This is a genomic window from Enterobacter cloacae complex sp.6700776, from assembly GCF_048284255.1.
GTDB lineage: Bacteria > Pseudomonadota > Gammaproteobacteria > Enterobacterales > Enterobacteriaceae > Enterobacter > Enterobacter intestinihominis.
This window is the reverse complement of record NZ_JBLVYK010000011.1, coordinates 1-20,717: the sequence shown is the minus strand read 5'-3', so window position 1 is coordinate 20,717 and position 20,717 is coordinate 1. Positions and strand designations below refer to the sequence as shown.

General features: G+C 56.1%; 16 protein-coding genes. 7 read left to right on the top strand and 9 right to left on the bottom strand.

All coding sequences use genetic code 11. The features are described 5' to 3' along the window. The first annotated feature begins 282 nt into the window (after positions 1–282). Positions 283–2,580: an EAL domain-containing protein gene (locus ACNQ0T_RS15850; RefSeq protein ID WP_417930220.1), complete on the top strand. Its 2,298-nt coding sequence runs from the start codon at positions 283–285 to the stop codon at positions 2,578–2,580. Here ACNQ0T_RS15850 and ppx read toward each other — a convergent pair. The 4 genes from ppx to purM form a co-directional block, all read right to left on the bottom strand. Then, positions 2,528–4,066 carry an exopolyphosphatase gene (gene ppx, locus ACNQ0T_RS15845; protein WP_003860570.1) on the bottom strand — a complete coding sequence of 513 codons (1,539 nt, stop codon included), beginning with the start codon at positions 4,064–4,066 and terminating at the stop codon, positions 2,528–2,530. The two genes, ACNQ0T_RS15850 and ppx, sit on opposite strands and share 53 nt — an antisense overlap. Before the next feature lie 3 nt (positions 4,067–4,069). Next, positions 4,070–6,130, bottom strand: coding sequence for a polyphosphate kinase 1 (gene ppk1 / locus ACNQ0T_RS15840; RefSeq protein ID WP_006811494.1), 2,061 nt, complete (start codon positions 6,128–6,130; stop codon positions 4,070–4,072). A gap of 204 nt (positions 6,131–6,334) precedes the next feature. Beyond that, entirely contained in the window at positions 6,335–6,976 is a 642-nt protein-coding gene (gene purN / locus ACNQ0T_RS15835; protein WP_023300681.1) for a phosphoribosylglycinamide formyltransferase, read from the bottom strand. After that, positions 6,973–8,010, bottom strand: coding sequence for a phosphoribosylformylglycinamidine cyclo-ligase (gene purM, locus ACNQ0T_RS15830; protein WP_023300680.1), 1,038 nt, complete (start codon positions 8,008–8,010; stop codon positions 6,973–6,975). Before purM ends, purN begins: the two co-directional genes overlap by 4 nt. Before the next feature lie 266 nt (positions 8,011–8,276). On the opposite strand from purM, the gene ACNQ0T_RS15825 reads away from it, so the two are divergent. The 4 genes from ACNQ0T_RS15825 (at position 8,277) to ACNQ0T_RS15810 (ending at position 12,722) form a co-directional block, all read left to right on the top strand. Further along, positions 8,277–9,707 carry a 6-phospho-beta-glucosidase gene (locus tag ACNQ0T_RS15825; RefSeq protein WP_276170119.1) on the top strand — a complete coding sequence of 477 codons (1,431 nt, stop codon included), beginning with the start codon at positions 8,277–8,279 and terminating at the stop codon, positions 9,705–9,707. A gap of 217 nt (positions 9,708–9,924) precedes the next feature. Further along, positions 9,925–10,551 (top strand): uracil phosphoribosyltransferase, encoded by a 627-nt coding sequence (gene upp, locus ACNQ0T_RS15820; protein ID WP_022648979.1) that lies wholly within the window; start codon positions 9,925–9,927, stop codon positions 10,549–10,551. Positions 10,552–10,633: 82 nt separating this feature from the next. Next, positions 10,634–11,923 (top strand): uracil permease, encoded by a 1,290-nt coding sequence (uraA, locus tag ACNQ0T_RS15815; protein ID WP_058646177.1) that lies wholly within the window; start codon positions 10,634–10,636, stop codon positions 11,921–11,923. 97 nt (positions 11,924–12,020) lie between these two features. Continuing rightward, positions 12,021–12,722, top strand: coding sequence for a DnaA inactivator Hda (locus ACNQ0T_RS15810; RefSeq protein WP_211482948.1), 702 nt, complete (start codon positions 12,021–12,023; stop codon positions 12,720–12,722). Positions 12,723–12,798: 76 nt separating this feature from the next. Here ACNQ0T_RS15810 and ACNQ0T_RS15805 read toward each other — a convergent pair whose 3' ends face one another. The 3 genes from ACNQ0T_RS15805 to celB are packed head-to-tail and all read right to left on the bottom strand — an operon-like array spanning position 12,799 to position 16,496. Further along, positions 12,799–14,217 (bottom strand): leucyl aminopeptidase family protein, encoded by a 1,419-nt coding sequence (locus ACNQ0T_RS15805; RefSeq protein ID WP_417930241.1) that lies wholly within the window; start codon positions 14,215–14,217, stop codon positions 12,799–12,801. Continuing rightward, entirely contained in the window at positions 14,217–15,173 is a 957-nt protein-coding gene (locus ACNQ0T_RS15800) for a N(4)-(beta-N-acetylglucosaminyl)-L-asparaginase (RefSeq protein WP_022648976.1), read from the bottom strand. The genes ACNQ0T_RS15805 and ACNQ0T_RS15800 overlap by 1 nt, the downstream gene beginning before the upstream one ends. 3 nt (positions 15,174–15,176) lie before the next feature. Then, a complete protein-coding gene (gene celB, locus ACNQ0T_RS15795) occupies positions 15,177–16,496 on the bottom strand; it encodes a PTS cellobiose transporter subunit IIC (protein WP_063149264.1) in 1,320 nt (439 codons plus the stop codon). Between the two features lie 147 nt (positions 16,497–16,643). On the opposite strand from celB, the gene ACNQ0T_RS15790 reads away from it, so the two are divergent. Further along, the gene (locus ACNQ0T_RS15790; protein ID WP_032623803.1) at positions 16,644–17,468 is read left to right on the top strand and encodes a homeodomain-like domain protein; all 825 of its coding nucleotides are present in this window, start codon (positions 16,644–16,646) and stop codon (positions 17,466–17,468) included. Here the strand turns inward: ACNQ0T_RS15790 and arsC are convergent. Then, positions 17,465–17,821: an arsenate reductase (glutaredoxin) gene (gene arsC, locus ACNQ0T_RS15785; RefSeq protein WP_022648973.1), complete on the bottom strand. Its 357-nt coding sequence runs from the start codon at positions 17,819–17,821 to the stop codon at positions 17,465–17,467. The genes ACNQ0T_RS15790 and arsC overlap by 4 nt on opposite strands. Before the next feature lie 13 nt (positions 17,822–17,834). Then, entirely contained in the window at positions 17,835–19,298 is a 1,464-nt protein-coding gene (gene bepA, locus ACNQ0T_RS15780) for a beta-barrel assembly-enhancing protease (protein ID WP_038416488.1), read from the bottom strand. Positions 19,299–19,518: 220 nt separating this feature from the next. Here bepA and ACNQ0T_RS15775 point away from each other — a divergent pair, with 220 nt between their 5' ends. Then, the gene (locus tag ACNQ0T_RS15775; protein WP_003860546.1) at positions 19,519–20,583 is read left to right on the top strand and encodes an AI-2E family transporter; all 1,065 of its coding nucleotides are present in this window, start codon (positions 19,519–19,521) and stop codon (positions 20,581–20,583) included. Positions 20,584–20,717: the final 134 nt, after the last annotated feature.

The window sequence follows — 20,717 nt, the reverse complement described above, 5'->3', positions numbered from 1 at the left end:
TCAGCGAAATGTAAAATACCGTCAATGCTTACATTAATTTATGTTATTAAAAACAACGCTTTTATTTATCGCATTGATAATTACAGGAAAAATATTCAAATAAAACGTAAGAAATGTTTATTCAGATAAATTAATTTGATTTAGGTCAACGGCATCTCGTCGTTGATATTTAAAATCCCACCTCCACTGTGCTTGCCAGGAATTTTCCGGGCATCGTGTACGTCAGGTTGGATGCCTGTCTTCATTTACCCTCTGGAGCGCAAGGGTTGTAAACGAGCATCTATGAATATTCACCACATCCTGAAGCAAAATAAAGACCGCTGGTGGGCACTTCCTCTTATATTACCCGTCGTGTTACTCCCGGTGCTTAGTGTGGCTAATACCTTAACGCAGCTGGGCGACGGTATCGTTGCGCTCTATTATCTCCCGCTCTCCTTTCTGCTGACGCTGATGTTGTTCTTTGGCCTGGAAGCCCTTCCCGGAGTGGTGGTGTCGTTGTTTTTACGTTATTACCCGTCCGTTGGGCTGTTTGAAACCGTGACCGGCATTCTGCATTTTATCGTTCCCCTGGTGCTCAGCTGGGGCGGTTATCGCGTGTTTGCGCCCCGACGCAATATGACCGCTTACGGTGACATACGCCTGATGGGGCAACGTATCTTCTGGCAGGTGTTTTGCCCGGCAACGCTTTTTCTGGTGCTATTTCAGTTTGCGGTTTATCTCGGGGTCTATGAGAGCCGCCAGAGCCTTGCAGGATTGAATCCCCTCAATATTCGGACCCTTATTAACTATCAGGGGCTGCTGGTGAGCGGGCTGACGGGTGTGCCGCTAAGCTACCTGCTGCTCCGCCTGATACGTCATCCGCGCTATATCAAGGGACTGATGTCCCAGCTCCGCACGCAAATAGACAAAAAGGTGACGGCCGTTGAGTTTGTGGTGTGGTTTTTAGCTCTTGGTGGGTTGCTGGCCATGCTGCTGCTGCCCATGAATGAAAACAGTTCCATTTTCAGCACCAACTACACTTTGTCACTGCTGATGCCCGTGATGCTCTGGGGGGCGATGCGCTTTGGCTACAAGCTGATGTCAATCATCTGGACGCCGGTCCTGCTGGTGTCGATTCACTTTTTTTATCACTACATTCCGGTGCAGGGGGGTTATGGCATTCAGCTGGCGATCACCTCATCCAGCTATCTGGTCTTTTCCTTCGTTGTGACGTACATGTCGATGCTGGCGACACGCCAGCGGACCATCAATATTCGCTCCCGCAGTCAGGCTTTTCTCGATCCGGTGGTGCATATGCCCAACCTGCGGGCGCTGTCGCGCGAGCTGGCCAGTCATCCGTGGTCAGCGCTCTGTTTACTGCGCGTGCCCGAGCTGGAGGTACTGGGACGCAATTACGGCGTACTGCTACGGATCCAGTATAAACAGCAGCTGGCGCAATGGATAAATGGCACCCTTCAGCCAAAAGAGCAAGTCTATCACCTCACCGGATATGACATGGCGGTGCGTCTGGAGGCGGAGTCGCATCAACAGCGCATTGAGACGCTGGACGAGCATATTAAGCAATTTGTTTTTATCTGGGATGGTATGCCGGTGCAGCCTCAGGTTGGCGTGAGCTACTGCTATGTACGCTCACCCGTCAATCACCTCTATCTGGTGCTGGGGGAACTGGGCATCGTGGCTGACCTCTCCCTCTCAACGAATCACCCGGAAAACCTTCAGCAGCGCGGGGCTGTTCACTTGCAGCGTAGCCTGAAAGATAAGGTGGCGATGATGAGCCGTTTGCAGACAGCGCTGGAGCAGAACGCTTTTAGCCTGTTAGTTCAGCCCGTTCGCGGCCTGCGCGGCGATCATTACCACGAAGTGCTGCTGCGAATGCGTGATGATAACGGGGCGCTGATCTTTCCCGAGCAGTTCCTGCCCATAGCACAGGAGTTTGGTTTATCGTCGCGTGTCGATTTATGGGTACTGGAGCGTACGTTGAGTTTCCTGGCACAGCACCGCCAGCGTTTGCCGGGCCAGCGCTTTGCCATCAACCTCGCACCTTCTACCGTCTACCGGGCGCAGTTCCCGCTTGAAGTGAGCCGCCTGTTAGCCAGATATGCCGTTGAAGCATGGCAGCTGATCTTTGAAGTGACCGAAAGTAGCGCCTTTGGTCATGCGGATCTGGCGGCATCCACCCTCAGGCAATTGCAAAAAATGGGAATACGGATCGCCATTGATGATTTTGGCACCGGCTACGCCAGCTATGCGCGGTTAAAAAGCGTGGACGCCGACATTCTCAAAATCGACGGCGGCTTTATTCGCAATATTGTCAGCAACAGCCTGGATTACCAGATCGTGGCATCCATTTGCCATCTGGCCCGGATGAAGAAAATGCTGGTGGTGGCAGAATGTGTGGAAACAGAAGAGATACGTAGCGCGGTGCACGCGCTAGGTATCGATTATGTGCAGGGCTACTTAATTGGGTTGCCAGTTGAGCTTGATACGTTGCTCGAAACACAGCCTTCTCAGGAGAGCGCCTTAGCCGTTACGCTGCCGCCTCAGAACTCTCTTCTTCAATCTTCAACAGCCAGCCGGTGACCGCTTCCCAGTACTGCTGCTCTTTTTCCAGATCCAGCAGCACCAGCGCGTTCTGGCTAAACCAGTCGTGCGGGAAGCTCAGCGTCCAGTGATAGTCATCCGTTTTAAGCTTCAGTGTCGGCGGTGTGGTGGTCGCCTGCCGCTGATTATTGAGCAGCACGCCCAGGCGCAGAAGCTGAATGAGTGGCAGGAACTGCTTTTTCTTAAATAGCGTAAAGCGCGGCAGATCGTCGAGCTTGATGGCTTTGCGGTGATAGCGCACCAGCGTCGCCATCATGGTTTGCTGCTCCTGGTTGAAGCCAGGCAGATCGCTATTTTGCAGAATATAGGCTGAATGGCGATGCATTCCGCTGTGGTTTATGTTCAGCCCCACCTCATGCAGCATCGCGGCCCATTTTAACAGCGCGGCCAGCTGCGGATGCGCCAGCTTTGGATTCTGCTCCTCCCACTGCTCGTACATCTGAACCGTGGTTTCCAGCACCCGTTTCGCCTGTTCGCGGTCGATATTGTACTGGTTGGCAAGGCTCTGCGCGGTGCGGCTGCGAATATCCTGATGACGGAAACGGCCTTCCATCTCATACAGCACACCTTCGCGCAGGGCGCCGTCAGAGAGGCGCAGCTCTTTGATCGCCAGCGCGTCAAACACGCCGCAGAGGATCGCCAGCCCCGGTACGAACACCGCTTTACGCTCGTCGGACAAGCCCGGCAGACTCAGGGCGTCGAAGCTCTTGTGCTTAAGCACCTCTTCGGTGAGTTTCACCAGGCGCTCAGGCGTAATAAACCCGTCCTTTTCACCCATCGCCAGCAGCACTTCATGGGCCGCTTTAATCGACCCCGATGCGCCCAGCGCCACGTTCCAGCCCTGAATACGATACTGCCAGGCCAGATTTTCCAGTTTTTGCACGGCGGCCATGCGCGCGCGCTGGAAGTTTTCGCGGGTGATGACGCCGCCCGGAAAATACATTTGCGCGAAGCTGACGCAGCCCATACGGCGGCTTTCAACCAGACGCGGCTCGAAATCTTCGCCAATCACCAGTTCGGTTGAGCCTCCGCCGATATCAATCACCAGCTTGCGGCCTTTTTCCGGCTGCGTATGCTCCACGCCCATAAAAATCAGGCGCGCTTCTTCGTTACCAGAGATGATCTCAATCGGGTAGGGGATAACCTTTTCCGCGCGCTTAAGAAATTCCGGCGCGTTCAGCGCCTGGCGTAGCGTATGCGTCCCGACGATGCAGACGCTGGACGGCGAAAAGCCTTGCAGACGTTCTGCGAACAGCGACAGGCAGTTAAGCCCGCGCTCCATTGCCTCTTCGCTCAGCATGTTACGCGCGTCGAGCCCATCGGCCAGATGCACGCGCTGCTTCAGACGACCGATGATCTGCATCGCGCCATCCACCTCGCGGGCGATGACCATATGGAAACTGTTTGAGCCAAGATCGACCGCAGCGAACTCCTGCGGGCGTGGGGTATTATCGTTTATTGGCATAGGTTAATCGGGTTGCTCAAGTGATTTGATGTAATCGTAAATCGCCAGCTGCGACCGCACTTTACGGCGATTGCCGCGCGGTACATAGCGATTACTGAGTTCTTTGTCGATATAACGTGCTTTCACCGTATCGCTGAACAGGATCTCGATAATGTCCAGGATACGCTGCTTCAGGCGAGGATCCAGCAGCGGTGCCGCCACTTCAATACGGTAATCAATGTTACGCGTCATCCAGTCGGCGGACGAGAGGTATACGCGCTTATCACCGGCGTTATCGAAAATATAGACGCGATCGTGTTCAAGATAGCGATCCACAATGCTGATCACGCGGATGTTGTCGCTGATGCCTTCCAGTTCCGGAATGAGCGAGCACATGCCGCGAATGAGCAGATTTACCGGAACGCCGGAGCTGGAGGCCGCATACAGGCGATCCACCAGGCCTTTGTCCACCAGATTGTTGAGCTTCAGCGTGATGCCGGACGACAAGCCGTTCTGCGCATTGGCAATCTCTTTGTCGATCATATCGTACAGCAGGCGCCGTGAGTTCTGCGGTGACACCAGCAGATAATCGAAGCTCACCGGGCGGTACGGGTTCTCAATGAAGTTGAACACCCGACGCACTTCGTTGGTGATGCGGGCATCGGCAGTCAGCAGCGAATAGTCGGTGTAAATACGCGCGGTTTTCTCGTTAAAGTTCCCGGTACCGATATGGGCGTAGCGCACCACGTCGTCGCCCTCTTTACGGGAGATCAGGAACAACTTGGCGTGAATTTTCAGCCCCGGCGCGGAGAAGATGACGTGCACGCCCGCTTCCGTCAGTCGGCGCGCCCAGTGGATGTTGGCCTCTTCGTCGAAGCGAGCCTGGAGCTCAACCACCACGGTCACTTTCTTGCCGTTGTGCGCTGCGTGGATCATCGCATCGATGATGCGGGAATCTTTCGCCACGCGATAAATGTTGATTTTAATCGCCAGTACGTTCGGATCGAACGAGGCCTGACGCAGCAATTCCAGCACGTGTTCAAAGGTGTGATACGGATAGTAGAGCAGCACATCCCGCTCGCGGATGGCATCGAACCCGTTGCGGAATTTATCGAACCAGATATGGCGCAGGCGCGGCAACGGTTTGTTTACCAGATTGGCTTTGCCGACGTTCGGGAAGCCAATGAAATCTTTAAAGTTGTGGTAACGCCCACCGGGGATTATGGAGTCGTAGCGGGAGATGGTCAGCTTATCGCGCAGCATCTCCACCATCGCGTCCGGCATATCGCGCTGATAGACAAAACGCACCGGCTCTGCCGTCAGGCGCTGCTTGAGGCTGGAAGACATCAGCTCCATCAGGCTGGCCTCCATCTCATGCACCAGATCGTACTCGGCGTCACGGGTCATCTTCATCGAGTAGGCGTTGAGCGCGTCGTAATCGAAGAAACCTTTGAAGATATCGTCCAGACAGTAGCGCAGAATGTTATCCAGCAGGATCATCGGCTTACGTCGGCGCGGGGTTTCCGGCGGCAGATTTACAAAGCGCGGGACTTTATCAGACGGTATTTCCAGCAGCGCGTAGTTAATGGTCTCACCACGAATGATTTCTACCGCCAGATAGGTGTAATCATCTTTCAGGAACTGCACCAGATCGGTTTCACGGTTGATCAGAATCGGGGTGATATGCTGGCGCAGATAGTGTTTGAAATAGTGGCGCAGCCAGTTTTGCTGATTCGCGGAGAGCTGGCGTTCGTTGATCAGGAAGATTTGGTTGCGTGCCATTTCCAGCAGCAGCTCGTTATAGAGGCCATCAAATTCCTGATCGGCTTTCATGACGCGAGACTGGATTTTTCCAAGCAGATGCCGCGAGTGGGAGTTTAAGCCCTGTTCTTCGCTGATGATGATTCGGCGTTTCAGTTCGGCGAAGCGAACCTTGTAGAACTCATCCAGATTGTTGGAATAGATGCCTAAAAAACGCATACGCTCAATCAGCGGGTTGCTTTTATCGGCCGCTTCCTGAAGTACACGTTCGTTGAATGCTAACCAGCTTAGCTCTTTCTCGATATATAACTTTTCCTGACCCATTACAGCTCACACTCCAGTTCAATCACAGGACGTGGTAAATCCGTCTCGTCCTTATTATGGCGAGCATTTCCACGATATGTCCAACAGTGCCAGAAAAGTATGACAGTTATTTTTTTTGTTGGGGATTTTAGGGGGTTGGAGAAGGGAATATCGGGTAATGCAATATGTAGGTCGGGTAAGCGCAGCGCCACCCGACAGAACAAACTACTCTTCAGCCGCATGACCCTGCGGGGGCAACTTCACGCCGTCCAGCCAGGCGGCACCGTCGCGCATCTCAAGACGGCCGTCAACAAACCAGCTTACCACCAGCGGATAAATGGCATGTTCCTGAGCCTGTACACGTTCGGTCACGTCGTCTTCGTTGTCACCGTCAAAGACCGGTACTTTTGCCTGCAAAATGACCGGACCGCCGTCCAGCTCGTCGGTAACGAAATGCACGGAGGTCCCATGCTCCTCATCGCCGTTCTCCAGCACCTGACGATGGGTATGCAGGCCAGGATATTTCGGCAGAAGAGAAGGGTGGATATTCAGCAAACGTCCGTTGTAATGCGCGACGAAGGCCGGGCTCAGGATACGCATGTAGCCCGCCAGCACCACCACGTCAGGCGCGTAGGCGTCAATCTCCTGCACCAGCTCACGGTCAAAGGCTTCACGCCCGGCGAACTGGCTGGCTTCCAGCGCGTGCGCAGGAATGTTCGCTTCCCGCGCGCGCTCAAGGCCGAACGCATCGGCCTTGTTGCTGAATACTGCCCGAATGGTGCCATTGATTTTCTTCTGTTTGCAGGCGTCTATGATTGCCTGCAAATTGCTTCCGTTGCCGGAAATGAGCACCACGATGTTTTTCATTCAATGACCACACGCTGTTCGGAATCGGAAGCTTTAATCGTACCGATTTTCCACGCGTTTTCACCTTTTTCTGTCAGCAGCTTAACCGCTTTATCCGCTTCGCTGGCTGGCAGGGCGATAACCATGCCCACGCCGCAGTTAAAGGTGCGGTACATTTCATGCTCGCTCACGTTGCCTGCGGTTTGCAGCCAGTTGAAGACGGACGGCCACTGCCATGAGGAGGCGTCGATCACCGCCTGGGTATTGTCCGGCAGCACGCGCGGAATGTTTTCCCAGAAGCCGCCGCCGGTAAGGTGAGCGATGGCGTGCACGTCAACGTTCTCAATCAGCTCCAGCACGTTTTTCACGTAGATGCGGGTCGGGGCCAGCAGGTGATCGGCCAGCGGTTTGCCGTCCAGCTCGGTGGTCAGCGGGTCGCAACCGCTCACTTCGAGGATCTTACGCACCAGAGAGTAGCCGTTGGAGTGCGGACCGCTGGAGGCCAGCGCAACCAGCACATCGCCGTCAGCCACTTTGCTGCCGTCGATAATTTCTGATTTTTCTACCACGCCGACGCAGAAGCCTGCGACGTCATAATCTTCACCGTGATACATGCCTGGCATTTCAGCGGTTTCACCGCCGACCAGCGCACAGCCGGATTGCAGACAGCCTTCGGCGATACCGTTAATGACGCTGGCTGCGGTATCCACATCCAGCTTGCCGGTCGCGTAGTAATCCAGGAAGAACAGCGGCTCAGCGCCCTGTACCACCAGGTCGTTGACGCACATCGCCACCAGATCAATACCAATCGTATCGTGACGCTTAAGATCCATCGCCAGGCGCAGTTTTGTACCGACACCATCCGTACCCGAGACCAGCACAGGTTCACGATATTTTTGCGGCAGCGCGCACAGTGCGCCGAATCCACCCAGGCCACCCATCACTTCCGGGCGGCGGGTTTTTTTCACCACACCTTTGATTCGGTCAACCAGCGCATTACCTGCGTCAATATCAACACCGGCATCTTTGTAGCTGAGAGAAGTTTTGTTGGTCACGGCTTAAATCCCCACGCGATTGCATAGCTAGTAAGAAAAATCGGCGCAATTCTAACAGTCCAGGCAAACGTTTGCGAGCCTATTCTCGGCGCGGGGATCTTTTTTTCTGTGCGGACTGTCCAGGGCAACAAACTTGACTCCGTTCACGAAAATGAAACCGGTTTCGGCGATCTGCTTGCAACGGCTATCCCCTTTGCACATCATCAAAATGAAACCGGTTTCTGTAACTGTTTTTGCAGACAATAACGCAGAATGAGGGAAAGCGAATGTCAGGATTTAAAGCAGGTTTTCTGTGGGGTGGGGCCGTTGCGGCGCACCAGCTTGAAGGCGGCTGGAAAGAGGGCGGCAAGGGCGTGAGCGTTGCCGATGTCATGACGGCAGGCGCCCACGGGGTACCGCGTGAAATCACCAACGGCGTGCTGGAGGGGAAAAATTACCCAAACCACGAAGCCATCGACTTCTATCACCGCTATAAAGAAGACATCAAACTCTTTGCCGAAATGGGGTTCAAATGCTTCCGCACCTCCATCGCCTGGACGCGTATCTTCCCGAAAGGCGACGAGCTGGAGCCGAACGAAGCGGGACTCAAATTCTATGACGATCTTTTCGACGAGTGCCTGAAGCACGGCATCGAGCCGGTGATCACGCTTTCCCACTTCGAGATGCCTTTCCACCTCGTAACGGAATACGGCGGCTGGCGTAACCGTAAGCTGATCGACTTCTTTGTCCGCTTCGCGAAGGTCGTTTTTGAGCGCTATCAGCATAAAGTGAAGTACTGGATGACCTTTAACGAGATCAATAACCAGGCCAACTTTCATGAAGACTTTGCGCCGTTTACCAACTCCGGGCTGAAATATGCGCCGGGAGAAGATCGCGAGCCGGTGATGTTCCAGGCGGCGCACTATGAGCTGGTGGCCAGCGCCCTGGCGGTGAAAGCGGGGCGTGATATCAACCCGTCACTGCATATCGGCTGCATGATTGCCATGTGCCCCATCTATCCGCTGACCTGTGCCCCGGACGACATGATGATGGCGATGAACGCCATGCATCGCCGCTACTGGTTTACCGACGTTCACGTGCGCGGCAAGTATCCGCAGCATCTGTTCAACTACTTTGAACGTCGCGGCTTCGCGCTGGATATCACCGAAGAAGATAAAGTGGCGCTGACGCAGGGCTGCGTGGATTACATCGGGTTCAGCTACTACATGTCGTTCGCCACCAAAGCGACGGCGGATAATCCGACGCTGGATTATGACGAGAGCAAGAGCCTGGTTTCTAACCCGTACGTGCAGAAATCGGACTGGGGCTGGCAGATCGATCCTGTCGGGCTGCGCTACTCTCTGAACTGGTTCTGGGATCACTATCAGCTGCCGCTGTTTATTGTGGAAAACGGCTTTGGCGCGATCGACGTGCAGGAGAGCGACGGCACGGTGAACGACCAGTACCGCATCGACTACCTTTCCGCCCACATCCGCGAGATGAAAAAAGCGGTGGTGGAAGACGGCGTAGATCTGATGGGCTATACCCCGTGGGGCTGTATCGACCTGGTCTCTGCCGGCACTGGCGAGATGAAGAAACGCTACGGCTTTATCTTTGTCGATAAAGATAACGAAGGTAACGGCACGCTGAACCGCAGCAAGAAGAAATCTTTCGACTGGTATAAGCAGGTGATTGCGAGCAACGGCGATAACCTGTAATTGTCGGGTGGCGCTAACGCTTACCCGACCTACACTACACGTAGGCCCGCGTAAGCGCAGCGCCACCGGGCAAGACCCCGCACCCAAACCGGAGCCCAGCCTCCGGCTTTTTTGTTTTTGATTGATGTACATCAAGCAACATGGGTATGGCGCAATCCGAAAAAAGCGGTATAATCCCGCGATTTTTTTGCGGATGCCACCTCAGAGGAGAAAGAGAATGAAGATTGTGGAAGTGAAACACCCACTCGTTAAACACAAGTTGGGCCTGATGCGTGAGCATGACATCAGCACGAAGCGTTTTCGCGAACTGGCTTCTGAAGTGGGTAGCCTGCTGACCTACGAAGCGACCTCTGATCTGGAAACGGAAAAAGTGACCATCGAAGGCTGGAACGGCCCGGTACAGGTTGAGCAGATCAAAGGTAAAAAAATTACCGTGGTGCCAATCCTGCGTGCGGGTCTGGGCATGATGGAAGGCGTGCTGGAGCACGTCCCAAGCGCGCGTATCAGCGTGGTAGGTATCTACCGTAACGAAGAGACGCTTGAGCCGGTCCCATACTTCCAGAAGCTGGTCTCTAACATTGATGAGCGTATGGCGCTGGTAGTTGACCCGATGCTGGCGACCGGTGGTTCGATGATCGCCACCATTGACCTGCTGAAACAAGCAGGCTGCAGCAGCATCAAAGTGCTGGTGCTGGTCGCGGCGCCGGAAGGTATCGCGGCGCTGGAAAAAGCGCACCCGGACGTTGAACTCTATACCGCGTCTGTCGACCAGGGACTGAACGAGCACGGGTACATTATCCCGGGGCTCGGCGATGCCGGCGATAAGATTTTTGGGACTAAATAATCGAATAACGATAAAGAAGCCGACTTTGATAGTCGGCTTTTTTTTGAATAAAAACCAACAATGACACTCAGAGGAAAACACTATGACGCGCCGTGCTATCGGGGTGAGTGAAAGACCGCCGCTTTTACAGACAATCCCGCTTAGTTTGCAGCACCTGTTCGCCATGTTTGGCGCAACCGTGCTGGTGCCAATCCTGTTTCACATTAACCCGGCTACCGTGCTGCTGTTTAACGGCATCGGTACGCTGCTTTACCTCTTCATCTGTAAAGGCAAAATCCCGGCCTATCTCGGGTCGAGCTTCGCGTTTATCTCCCCGGTACTGCTGTTGCTGCCGCTGGGTTACGAGGTCGCGCTGGGCGGCTTTATCATGTGCGGCGTGCTGTTCTGCCTGGTCTCCTTCATCGTGAAGAAAGCGGGTACCGGCTGGCTGGACGTGATGTTCCCGCCTGCGGCAATGGGGGCAATCGTTGCCGTCATCGGCCTGGAACTGGCGGGTGTCGCGGCGAACATGGCTGGGCTGCTGCCTGCGGACGGTCAGTCACCGGATTCTAAAACCATTATTATTTCGCTGGTGACGCTGGGCGTGACGGTTTTCGGTTCCGTCCTGTTCCGCGGCTTTATGGCGATTATCCCGATCCTGATCGGCGTGCTGGCGGGTTACGCGCTCTCCTTCGTGATGGGCGTTGTGGATACCACACCGATTGCCGAGGCACACTGGTTCGCGCTGCCGACCTTCTACACCCCACGCTTCGAATGGTTTGCTATCTTCACCATTCTGCCTGCTGCACTGGTGGTGATTGCTGAGCACGTTGGCCACCTGGTGGTGACGGCGAACATCGTGAAGCGTGACCTGATCCGCGACCCGGGCCTGCATCGCTCCATGTTTGCCAACGGTTTCTCCACCATCATCTCCGGTTTCTTCGGCTCCACGCCTAACACCACTTACGGGGAGAACATCGGCGTAATGGCGATCACCCGCGTCTACAGCACCTGGGTTATCGGCGGCGCGGCGATCATCGCTATTCTGCTCTCCTGCGTCGGCAAACTGGCGGCGGCGATCCAGATTATCCCGGTTCCGGTGATGGGCGGCGTTTCCCTGCTGCTTTACGGGGTGATCGGTGCGTCCGGTATTCGCGTGCTGATTGAATCCAAAGTGGATTACAGCAAGGCGCAGAACCTGATCCTGACCTCCGTTATCCTGATCATCGGCGTGAGCGGCGCGAAGGTGCACATCGGCGCGGCAGAGCTGAAGGGTATGGCGCTGGCGACCATCGTCGGCGTGGGCCTGAGCCTGATTTTCAAGCTGATCTCGGTCATTCGTCCGGAAGAAGAAATCCTGGACGCTGACGATAGCCAAAAAGCACCACATTGATCCTTTAACCGGGCGGACGATCCGCCCGGTTCTCTCCTTGCTGGTTCCGTGTTAAACTCCATTCCGATTTTATGTAAGATCTCTGGTTGAGGTATTTCTGAACGGACCGGCACAGCTCTCTCTGCCACTTTATCTCCCTGACGACGAAACTTTCGCGAGTTTCTGGCCGGGTGATAACCCCTCTTTACTGGCTGCACTGCAAAACGTGCTGCGCCAGGAACACAGCGGATACATCTATATCTGGTCACGCGAAGGCGCGGGACGCAGCCACCTACTGCATGCCGCCTGTGCGGAACTTTCGGCGCGCGGTGACGCGGTAGGCTATGTGCCGCTGGATAAACGCACCTGGTTTGTGCCTGAAGTGCTGGAGGGCATGGAACATCTCTCCCTGGTCTGCATCGATAATATTGAATGCGTGGCGGGAGACGAGCCGTGGGAAATGGCGATCTTTAACCTCTACAACCGCATTCTGGAGTCGGGCAAAACCCGGCTGCTGATCACCGGCGATCGTCCGCCGCGTCAGCTCAATCTGGGGCTGCCGGATCTGGCGTCTCGTCTGGACTGGGGGCAAATCTACAAGCTGCAACCGCTGTCGGATGAAGACAAACTCCAGGCACTTCAGTTGCGCGCCAGACTGCGCGGATTTGAACTGCCGGAAGACGTAGGGCGCTTCCTGCTCAAGCGTCTGGATCGGGAGATGCGCACGCTCTTTGATACGCTCGATCAGCTCGATCGCGCCTCCATCACCGCCCAGCGCAAGCTGACCATTCCGTTTGTGAAAGATATTCTTAAGCTGTAGTTATGCCGGGTGGCGGCTGCGCCTTACCCGGCCTACATATGGCACCCGTAGGCCCGGTAAGCGCAGCGCCACCGGGCTAAAGATCCCCCATCAGGTGCTCAACCAGCAGCGGAATCGGTCTTCCCGACGCCACGCTTCTGCCGTTCTCACGCCACAGCGCCGTCCCGCTGATATCCAGATGTGCCCATGGGATCGCCGGCGGACAGAAGTGATGCAGCAGCCACGCCGCCGAGGCGCTTATCGCCGCATTGTTAGTCGGCGTATTGCACAGATCGGCAATCGCGCTGTCGGTCTGCTTTTTCAGCCGTGCGTCCAGCGGCAGAGACCACACCTCGTCACCGCTCCGTTTTCCTGCCTGCGTCAACGCGGCGCGCAGCGGTTCATCCTGGGTCATCAGCCCGCTCAGCTCATACCCCAGCGCTTTCACCACTGCGCCCGTTAAAGTCGCCATATCAATGATGTAGCGGGCCTGCGGGTACCGCTGGCTGGCCCAGGCAATGGCGTCAGCCAGCACCAGCCGGCCCTCGGCATCGGTATTATTGATTTCAACGGTGGTGCCGTTACAGGCTGTTGCCACCGTGCCGGGCTGCATGGCGTCGGGGCCGATGGCGTTTTCCGCCAGCGCCAGCACGCCCATGATGCGCACGGGTAATTTCAGCTCCGCAACGGTCAGCATCAGCCCCAGTACGTTGGCCGCGCCGCACATGTCATATTTCATGGTGTACATGCCCGCGCCTTCCTTCAGCCACAGGCCGCCGGTGTCAAAGGTAATGCCTTTTCCCACGTAGCAGCGTATCGGGCCGTCGTTGGCACCATCATAATGAATAGCCAGCAGACGCGGCGGGCAGGTCGCCCCTTTGCCAACGGCGTGCAGCAGTCCAAGACCCTGCTCAGCAATATCTTTTTCGTTCAGCACCTCGCAGCGCAGGGCAGGGCTGGCGGCACACAGTTTTTGCGCCTCTTCCACCACAAACTGCGGCGTGCAGCGGTCGGACGGCATATCCGCCAGACGTCGCGCCGCGATCATGCCGAGCGCAATGGCCTGCTGCTGGCGGAAGGTCGTCTCCAGCTTCGCCTGCTGTTCCGGCAGGCAGAGGGCAGTGATGCAGGTAAGACGCACCGCTTCGTCCGTCTTCTTCAGCTTCAGGTCACTGAGTCTGTGCGCCTGATTAAAGAGAAAACGCAGCACCTGCGCCAGCACCACATCGTCGATATCCGTCACGTCCAGCACGAGTTCGGCGCTGGCGGGGGCGGTAAGCAGCGGTCGCAGGGCGGTGAGCAACCCTTCGGTCAGGGCGTCATGCCATAGCGCGTCCGGCAACAGAGTAATGCGCGCAAACGGCGCGCAGCCAAAGCGAGCGTCCGCGACGGTGCTCTGCTGGCGCATTTCAGCGACAAGAGCGCTTTCCGGTAACAGGGAACTGTCAGCGCGCGCAATCAAATGGCTGTTCGGCTTCGCGTCTGAAAGCGCGTTGATAAACTGGTAAGTGATCATCATGATTCCTCAATCGGCGCGCGGATCCGTGCGGCATAGGCCTGCATCCACTCCTCATCTACCGCGTGATAGTGCGTTTTCTCCCGCAGGCGTTCAGTACGAAAAACGGTGAGGGGCTGGCGAGCCGTCGCCACCACGAACGAGAAGGTTTTTATGTTAGTCGCGGCGCCAAATTCGCCCTGGTTGTTCATGCACACCACGGAGAGATCGCCCGCGCGACCGAAGCGCGACATCAGCTTGTCTTCCAGTTCGAATACGACTGAATCCGCCGCCTGCTGCGGCGTCATCCCTTGCGCCATCCGGCGAACGATTTCGTAGCTGGTACAGCCCTTCATCAGGTCTTCACCGACGCCTGTGGCGGTGGCCGCGCCGGTTTCGCTGTCGCAGTAAAAGCCGGAGCCGATGATGGGTGAGTCACCGAGGCGACCACGTTTTTTCATAAACAGGCCACTGGTGGAGGTGGCGACGCTCATCGAACCCTGTTTATCAAGGCCAATGATGCCGACGGTGTCATGTCCGTCGTAGGGGCTTAACCCCTTATCCAGCGTTTCGCGGCAGCGCTTGCGGTAGTGCTGCATGGCGCGATCCGTGAGCATAGTTTTGTCGGCAAAGCCCTGGCTCAGCGCCCATTCGCGCGCGCCCTGGCCGACCAGCAGGCTGTTATAGCGTTGACGGCTGAGCGCGTGCGCCACGCGCACCGGGTTGGCGATATCCACCAGATTCCCCACGGCGCCGAACGCCAGCGTGTCGCCGTCCATATAGGCCGCGTCCAGCTCCACCTCGCCGTTTTCGGTCGGCAGGCCACCGTAGCCGACGGATTTATACAGCGGAAAGTCTTCCACGGCAGCGACGGCATCGACCACCGCCGAAGCGACCGGTTTTCCCGCCGCCAGGGCAGACGCGGATTCCGTTACCCCTTCAAGTGCCATTCGCCAGGTTGCGATAATTCCCCACATGCTTTACTCCTGTTTTGCAAGGGTGGTGTCGGGTTGCGTAGCGGTAGTCAGCTCCGCGGCGCGGTACTGTTTATCCACGATACGCATGAAAGGCAGGTACAGCATGGCGCCAATCAGCAGGTTGATCAGCTGCATCACGCTGCCGCTCAGGTGCCCGGTGACGATAAAGCCGCTGATAACCGGCGGCAGGGTCCAGGGAATAAACACCCCGGTGGTGACGGCGACCGCGCCAATTTTCATCGCCGTATACTGCACGGTGACCAGCACCAGCGGCACCAGATTAAACGGGATGAGCATGATCGGGTTCATGATCACCGGCAGGCCAAACAGGATCGGTTCGTTGATGTTAAACACCGAGGCACCCGCACCGAGGCGCGCCACCTCTCGCATGTTTTTGCTGCGGGCGAAAATCAGCATCGCTATCACCAGCGACAGCGTGGCGCCCGCGCCGCCCATCCAGATCATGTCAAAAAACTGTTCGGTGATGATGTGCGGCGGCGTCGTTCCCGCCTGGATCGCGGCGATGTTGTCGGTCTGGTTTTCCATCCACAGCGGGCGAATAATGCCGTTGATCATCGAACCGGAGTTAATGCCCACTGACCACAGAATGGTGATACTGAATACGGTCATCAACGCACCGAAATAAGAGGTGCCGTAGTGGCGCACCGGGGTGGCAACCACTTCATAAATAAACTGGTGGATGGTGTGGTAGTGGGTGTTTTCGAAGATGATGCGGATAATAAGCACCAGAATCATCACCAGCAGGGCCGGGATCAGCGCCGCGAACGACTCCTGCACCGCCGGAGGTACGCCGTCCGGCATTTTGATGACCAGCTTTTTGCGCTTCAGCCAGCAGAACAGTTCCGTCCACAGCAGGGAACCGATCATCGCCACAAACAACCCTTTGCTGCCAATCCACTCCACCGGCATCACGGTAATGCCGCCGTTTTCCGCCACTTTGATAAAGGGCGTCAGGATCAGGAAGGCGACCAGCGCCAGGATGCCGCAGGAGATGCGGTCCTCGCCATAGTGCTCAGCCAGGCGGTAGGCCACCAGGAAGCTGATAAACAGCGACATGGTTGAGAATACCGCGTTGAATGGAATCTCTATAATCGCACTCCAGCTCTCACCAAAGGCCTGAGACATAAACTGCTGATAGGCCTGATTCGGGAAGGAGGAGATCACCAGCAGGATGGAGCCGACGATGATAAACGGCATGAATGAAACGTAGGCCCCACGAATGGCCCCAAGATGACGCTGCTGGGCCGTTTTCGCCGCCAGCGGCATCAGTTTTGCTTCAAGAAATCCCAGAACATTGTTCATTGTGAACTCCGTACAAGATTGAGAGGTGTTGTTTATGTTATGTCTGTGGATTATCAGTGAAGCGCGGCGAGCGAAAGGTGAAATCGGTCACAAAGCATTCGCTGTTCTACTATAAATCTCATAAGATTAGTTGCGGAGAGAGACGCGATGGAAATCAAACTGCATGCTAACGCCACCACCACACCGCGTATCCGTCGCTATCTTCAGCAGTCAGATAAAAGCGACAGAGAGCTAGCTGTTGAACTGGGGATCTCGGTCACCACCGTCAGGCGCTGGCGCAACCGCGACCAGGTTTCGGATAACCACACAACGCCAAAAGTGATACACAAAGCATTGAGACAAGAGCAGGCGGCACTGATAAATGCCCTGCGGGATATCACTGGGGCACCGCTGGATGAACTGCTGCTGCTGGTGAATGACGGACTCGGGATCGCCGTTTCCCGCGCGACCCTGAACCGCTACCTCAAACCGGCTTCGGTAAGACAAAAGGGGGCGTCGTTGCAGGGCAAAAAGGCGCTGAAGGCCGGTATCATGCCGCAGAAGCTACTTCTGCATCATCAGCCGCTATCGCTGCATATGGACGACGGTGGGGAGCAACACCTGCTCTGGGCGCGTGAACCCGTCAGCGGCTGGTGCTACGCCCGGCTTTATGCCGGTGTCTCGCCGCAGTTGCTGACCCGCTGGACGAACGAGGTGCTGGCTGCCTGTCCGGCTGATATTCAATCTATTGAGACTTTTGGGCTAGAAGTGAACTTGCCGGAGCATAACGTCATCGTAAAAGTGCATTCACAGTATTATCTTGCCCTTCAGGTCGCCGTGCCGTTACGTGAGATCATTCCGCGCGTGAATAGTGAACCGGCGGGAGAGCTGTTGATCCAGCTGTGTGAATTTTTCAACCGGGGAAAAGCGCAGAAAAAGCTGGGGGAGAGTACGCCGCAGGCGTTTCTGGAAGCGCTGCGGCGTAACGATTAGACGATCCCGAGTACGTCTTCCGGCGGACGGCCGATACGCGCCTTGCCGTTCGCCACGACAATCGGGCGCTCAATCAGCTTAGGATTGTCGACCATCGCCTGAATCAGCCGATCTTCAGTGAGACTGGTATCGTTCAGATTGAGCGATTTATACAGATCTTCTTTCTGACGCATCAGCTCGCGTGCGCTGCCCATGTTCAGCATCTTCAGCAACTGGCGGATGGTCTGCGCGTCCGGGGGCGTCTCCAGATACAACACCACTTCCGGATCGATGTCGTTAGACTTCAGCAGATTCAGAGTCTCGCGGCTCTTGGAGCAGCGAGGGTTATGGTAAATTTTTACCGCGTCTGTCATGACTTCTCCTTTATTACATCTTCTCGTACGGCTTAAAACGTTGTTGCAGGCCACGCAGCTGGTCGATTCGCGCATCGTAGCGGGCCTGTTGCAGGCTGCCGAGCTTCACCTGTGAGCTGGCGCTGCTTAGCAGGGAAATGGCCTGATCGAGGCGTCCCGCCAGCGCCAGACCTTCCGCACGCGCGGCCAGCTCCTGATCGCGATTACCCAGTTGCCCCTGGGCCTGGGCGAGCAGCTCCCAGCCGTTCTGGTCATCTTTATTGTTAAAGGTATAGCGGTTCAGAATGGTCACCGCCTCGCCGGGCTGGCCACCCTGTAAGTAGGCGTTCGCCAGGTTAAGTTGCAATACCGGATTGTTGCGAATGTCTTTCGCCCCTTTCAGACGGTTGATCGCATCGGTCGCTTTTTTCTGTCCTAAATCGATATCGGTTGCGAGGTCGAGATACCACGGATTGTCAGGCGCCGACGCCAGCAGCGGCTGTAGCGCTTTACGCGCTTCATCGTACTTGCTGGCCTCCATCGCCTGGAGTGCCTGGCCATACTGCGCGGCGTTCTTCTCGCGCACGTTGCCTTTCGCCAGCGCGTCCAGCAGATCGCTGGTGAGCTGATTACGTCCGGAGTTGTACATGCCAAGCGTTCTCACTTTGGCCATGTAGAAATCCTGCGAGGACTGCACCACGACCGGACGCATCTGGTTAGCACGGTTACGCGCATCCGAGAGACGACTTTCCGGCAGCGGGTGGGTCAACAGAATTTCAGGCGGGCGCGACGAGTAGCGTGCCTGGTCGAGCAGTTTTTCCAGAAAGCTCGGCATGGCCTGCGGGTCAAAGCCGGAACGCTGTAAAACCTGAATGCCGATGCGGTCTGCTTCCTGCTCGTTCTGCTGGGTAAAGCTGATCATCCCCTGACGCGTTCCCGCCAGCGTCCCGGTAAGCGCCGCCATCCCGGCCTGCGGGCTGGCCATCGCCAGCAGAATAGAGCCCAGCGCGCCCACCCAGGTCAGGGGGGCGTTACGCTTCTGATCTTCCATCGCACGCGCCAGATGGCGCTGGGTGACGTGCGAAATTTCGTGCGCCATGACGGACGCCAGCTGGCTTTCGTTATCGGAATAACGGAACAACGCCGAATGCAGCACCACGTTCCCGCCAAAGAAGGCGAAGGCGTTGATTTCGTCGTTATTGATTAAATAGAAGTGGAAGGGCGTTTTTACCGAGTCTGCGTGCGCCACCAGTCGCATCCCCAGACCGTTGATGTACTGCACCAGCAAAGGGTCGTTAATCAGCGGAGCACTGCCGCGCAGCTGGCGTACGTAATAATCACCCATCTGCATCTCCTGCCCGATGGAGAGCGTGCTTCCTGCCGTGGTGCCCATGTCCGGCAATGAATCGGACGAGTCAGCGAAAGCGGGCAACACCTGACCCACCGTCACGGTGGCAATCAGTGTCGCAACCAGTGTTTTTCTCAACTGCCTGAACATAACCACTGTCCTGTATGTTGGATGTGCTAATTTGACCGATGAACCCGCATAACGTTCATCTCCGCTGCTCTGCGAGTGTAGCCGTGTTAAGAGATGAAGAAAATCCCATTCATCAGGGTTTTGCGAAACCTGACAGTGAAACAAAAAGGAAAGTCTTTTTTGTGACAGTTAGATACAATTCACCGTCTCACTCCCGCCATTCGATTCAGGGAAGGGTTGTATGCTCGAAATGTTAATGCAGTGGTATCGGCGTCGGTTTAGCGATCCGGAAGCCATTGCTTTGCTGGTCATTCTGGTTGCCGGATTCGGTATCCTGTTCTTCTTTAGTGGCCTGTTGGCACCGCTTCTGGTGGCAATTGTGCTGGCGTATCTGCTGGAGTGGCCCACCGCGCGTCTGGAACATATCGGCTGTTCCCGACGCTGGGCGACCAGCATTGTCCTGGTGCTGTTTGTCGGCATTCTGCTGCTGATGTCCTTCGTGGTGATGCCCATCGCCTGGCAACAGGGGATCTACCTGATCCGCGACATGCCCGGCATGCTGAATAAACTGTCTGATTTTGCCGCCACGCTGCCGCGCCGCTATCCTGCGCTGATGGACGCCGGGATCATCGATGCGATGGCCGAAAACATGCGCGCCCGCATCATGACCATGGGTGACTCGGTGGTGAAATACTCTCTGGCCTCGCTGGTGGGGTTGCTGACGCTGGCGGTTTACCTTGTTCTCGTGCCGTTAATGGTGTTTTTCCTGGTCAAAGATAAAGAGCAGATGCTGAATGCGGTGCGCCGCGTGCTGCCGCGCAATCGCGGTCTCGCAGGACAGGTCTGGCAGGAGATGAACCAGCAGATCACCAACTACATTCGCGGCAAAGTGCTTGAGATGATTGTGGTGGGCGTGGCGACCTGGATTGGCTTCGTGATTTTTGGGCTGAACTACTCGCTGCTGCTGGCGGTGCTGGTCGGATTCTCGGTTCTGATCCCGTATATCGGCGCGTTTGTGGTGACCATTCCGGTAGTCGGTGTGGCGCTGTTCCAGTTTGGTCTGGGTACGGAGTTCTGGAGCTGTTTCGCCGTATACCTGATTATTCAGGGACTGGACGGGAACCTGCTGGTACCGGTGCTGTTCTCAGAAGCAGTTAACCTGCATCCGTTGGTGATTATCCTGTCAGTGGTGATTTTCGGCGGGCTATGGGGATTCTGGGGCGTGTTCTTCGCCATTCCGCTGGCGACGCTGATTAAAGCCGTGGTCCACGCGTGGCCGGATGTGCCGGCGGTGGAGGAGAAGTAGATTTAGTGCGGGCTGATGCCCTCACCCAACCCTCTCCCACGGGGCTGAGGGATCCCCAGTAATTTTTTTATGCAGAAGCAATAAAGTTGCTTTCTAAATGACTGAGGGCTGTCAGCGATGCCCTGGTCCGGCTG

Bases quoted from the DNA above. Each gene is read 5' to 3' on its own strand.
- ACNQ0T_RS15850 (WP_417930220.1), top strand. From the start codon at position 283: ATGAATATTCACCACATCCTGAAGCAAAATAAAGACCGCTGGTGGGCA.
- celB (WP_063149264.1), bottom strand. From the start codon at position 16,496: ATGAACAATGTTCTGGGATTTCTTGAAGCAAAACTGATGCCGCTGGCG.
- ACNQ0T_RS15805 (WP_417930241.1), bottom strand. From the start codon at position 14,217: ATGATCACTTACCAGTTTATCAACGCGCTTTCAGACGCGAAGCCGAAC.
- purN (WP_023300681.1), bottom strand. From the start codon at position 6,976: ATGAAAAACATCGTGGTGCTCATTTCCGGCAACGGAAGCAATTTGCAG.
- ppk1 (WP_006811494.1), bottom strand. From the start codon at position 6,130: ATGGGTCAGGAAAAGTTATATATCGAGAAAGAGCTAAGCTGGTTAGCA.
- uraA (WP_058646177.1), top strand. From the start codon at position 10,634: ATGACGCGCCGTGCTATCGGGGTGAGTGAAAGACCGCCGCTTTTACAG.
- bepA (WP_038416488.1), bottom strand. From the start codon at position 19,298: ATGTTCAGGCAGTTGAGAAAAACACTGGTTGCGACACTGATTGCCACC.
- upp (WP_022648979.1), top strand. From the start codon at position 9,925: ATGAAGATTGTGGAAGTGAAACACCCACTCGTTAAACACAAGTTGGGC.
- ACNQ0T_RS15800 (WP_022648976.1), bottom strand. From the start codon at position 15,173: ATGTGGGGAATTATCGCAACCTGGCGAATGGCACTTGAAGGGGTAACG.
- ppx (WP_003860570.1), bottom strand. From the start codon at position 4,066: ATGCCAATAAACGATAATACCCCACGCCCGCAGGAGTTCGCTGCGGTC.
- ACNQ0T_RS15825 (WP_276170119.1), top strand. From the start codon at position 8,277: ATGTCAGGATTTAAAGCAGGTTTTCTGTGGGGTGGGGCCGTTGCGGCG.
- ACNQ0T_RS15790 (WP_032623803.1), top strand. From the start codon at position 16,644: ATGGAAATCAAACTGCATGCTAACGCCACCACCACACCGCGTATCCGT.
- ACNQ0T_RS15775 (WP_003860546.1), top strand. From the start codon at position 19,519: ATGCTCGAAATGTTAATGCAGTGGTATCGGCGTCGGTTTAGCGATCCG.
- arsC (WP_022648973.1), bottom strand. From the start codon at position 17,821: ATGACAGACGCGGTAAAAATTTACCATAACCCTCGCTGCTCCAAGAGC.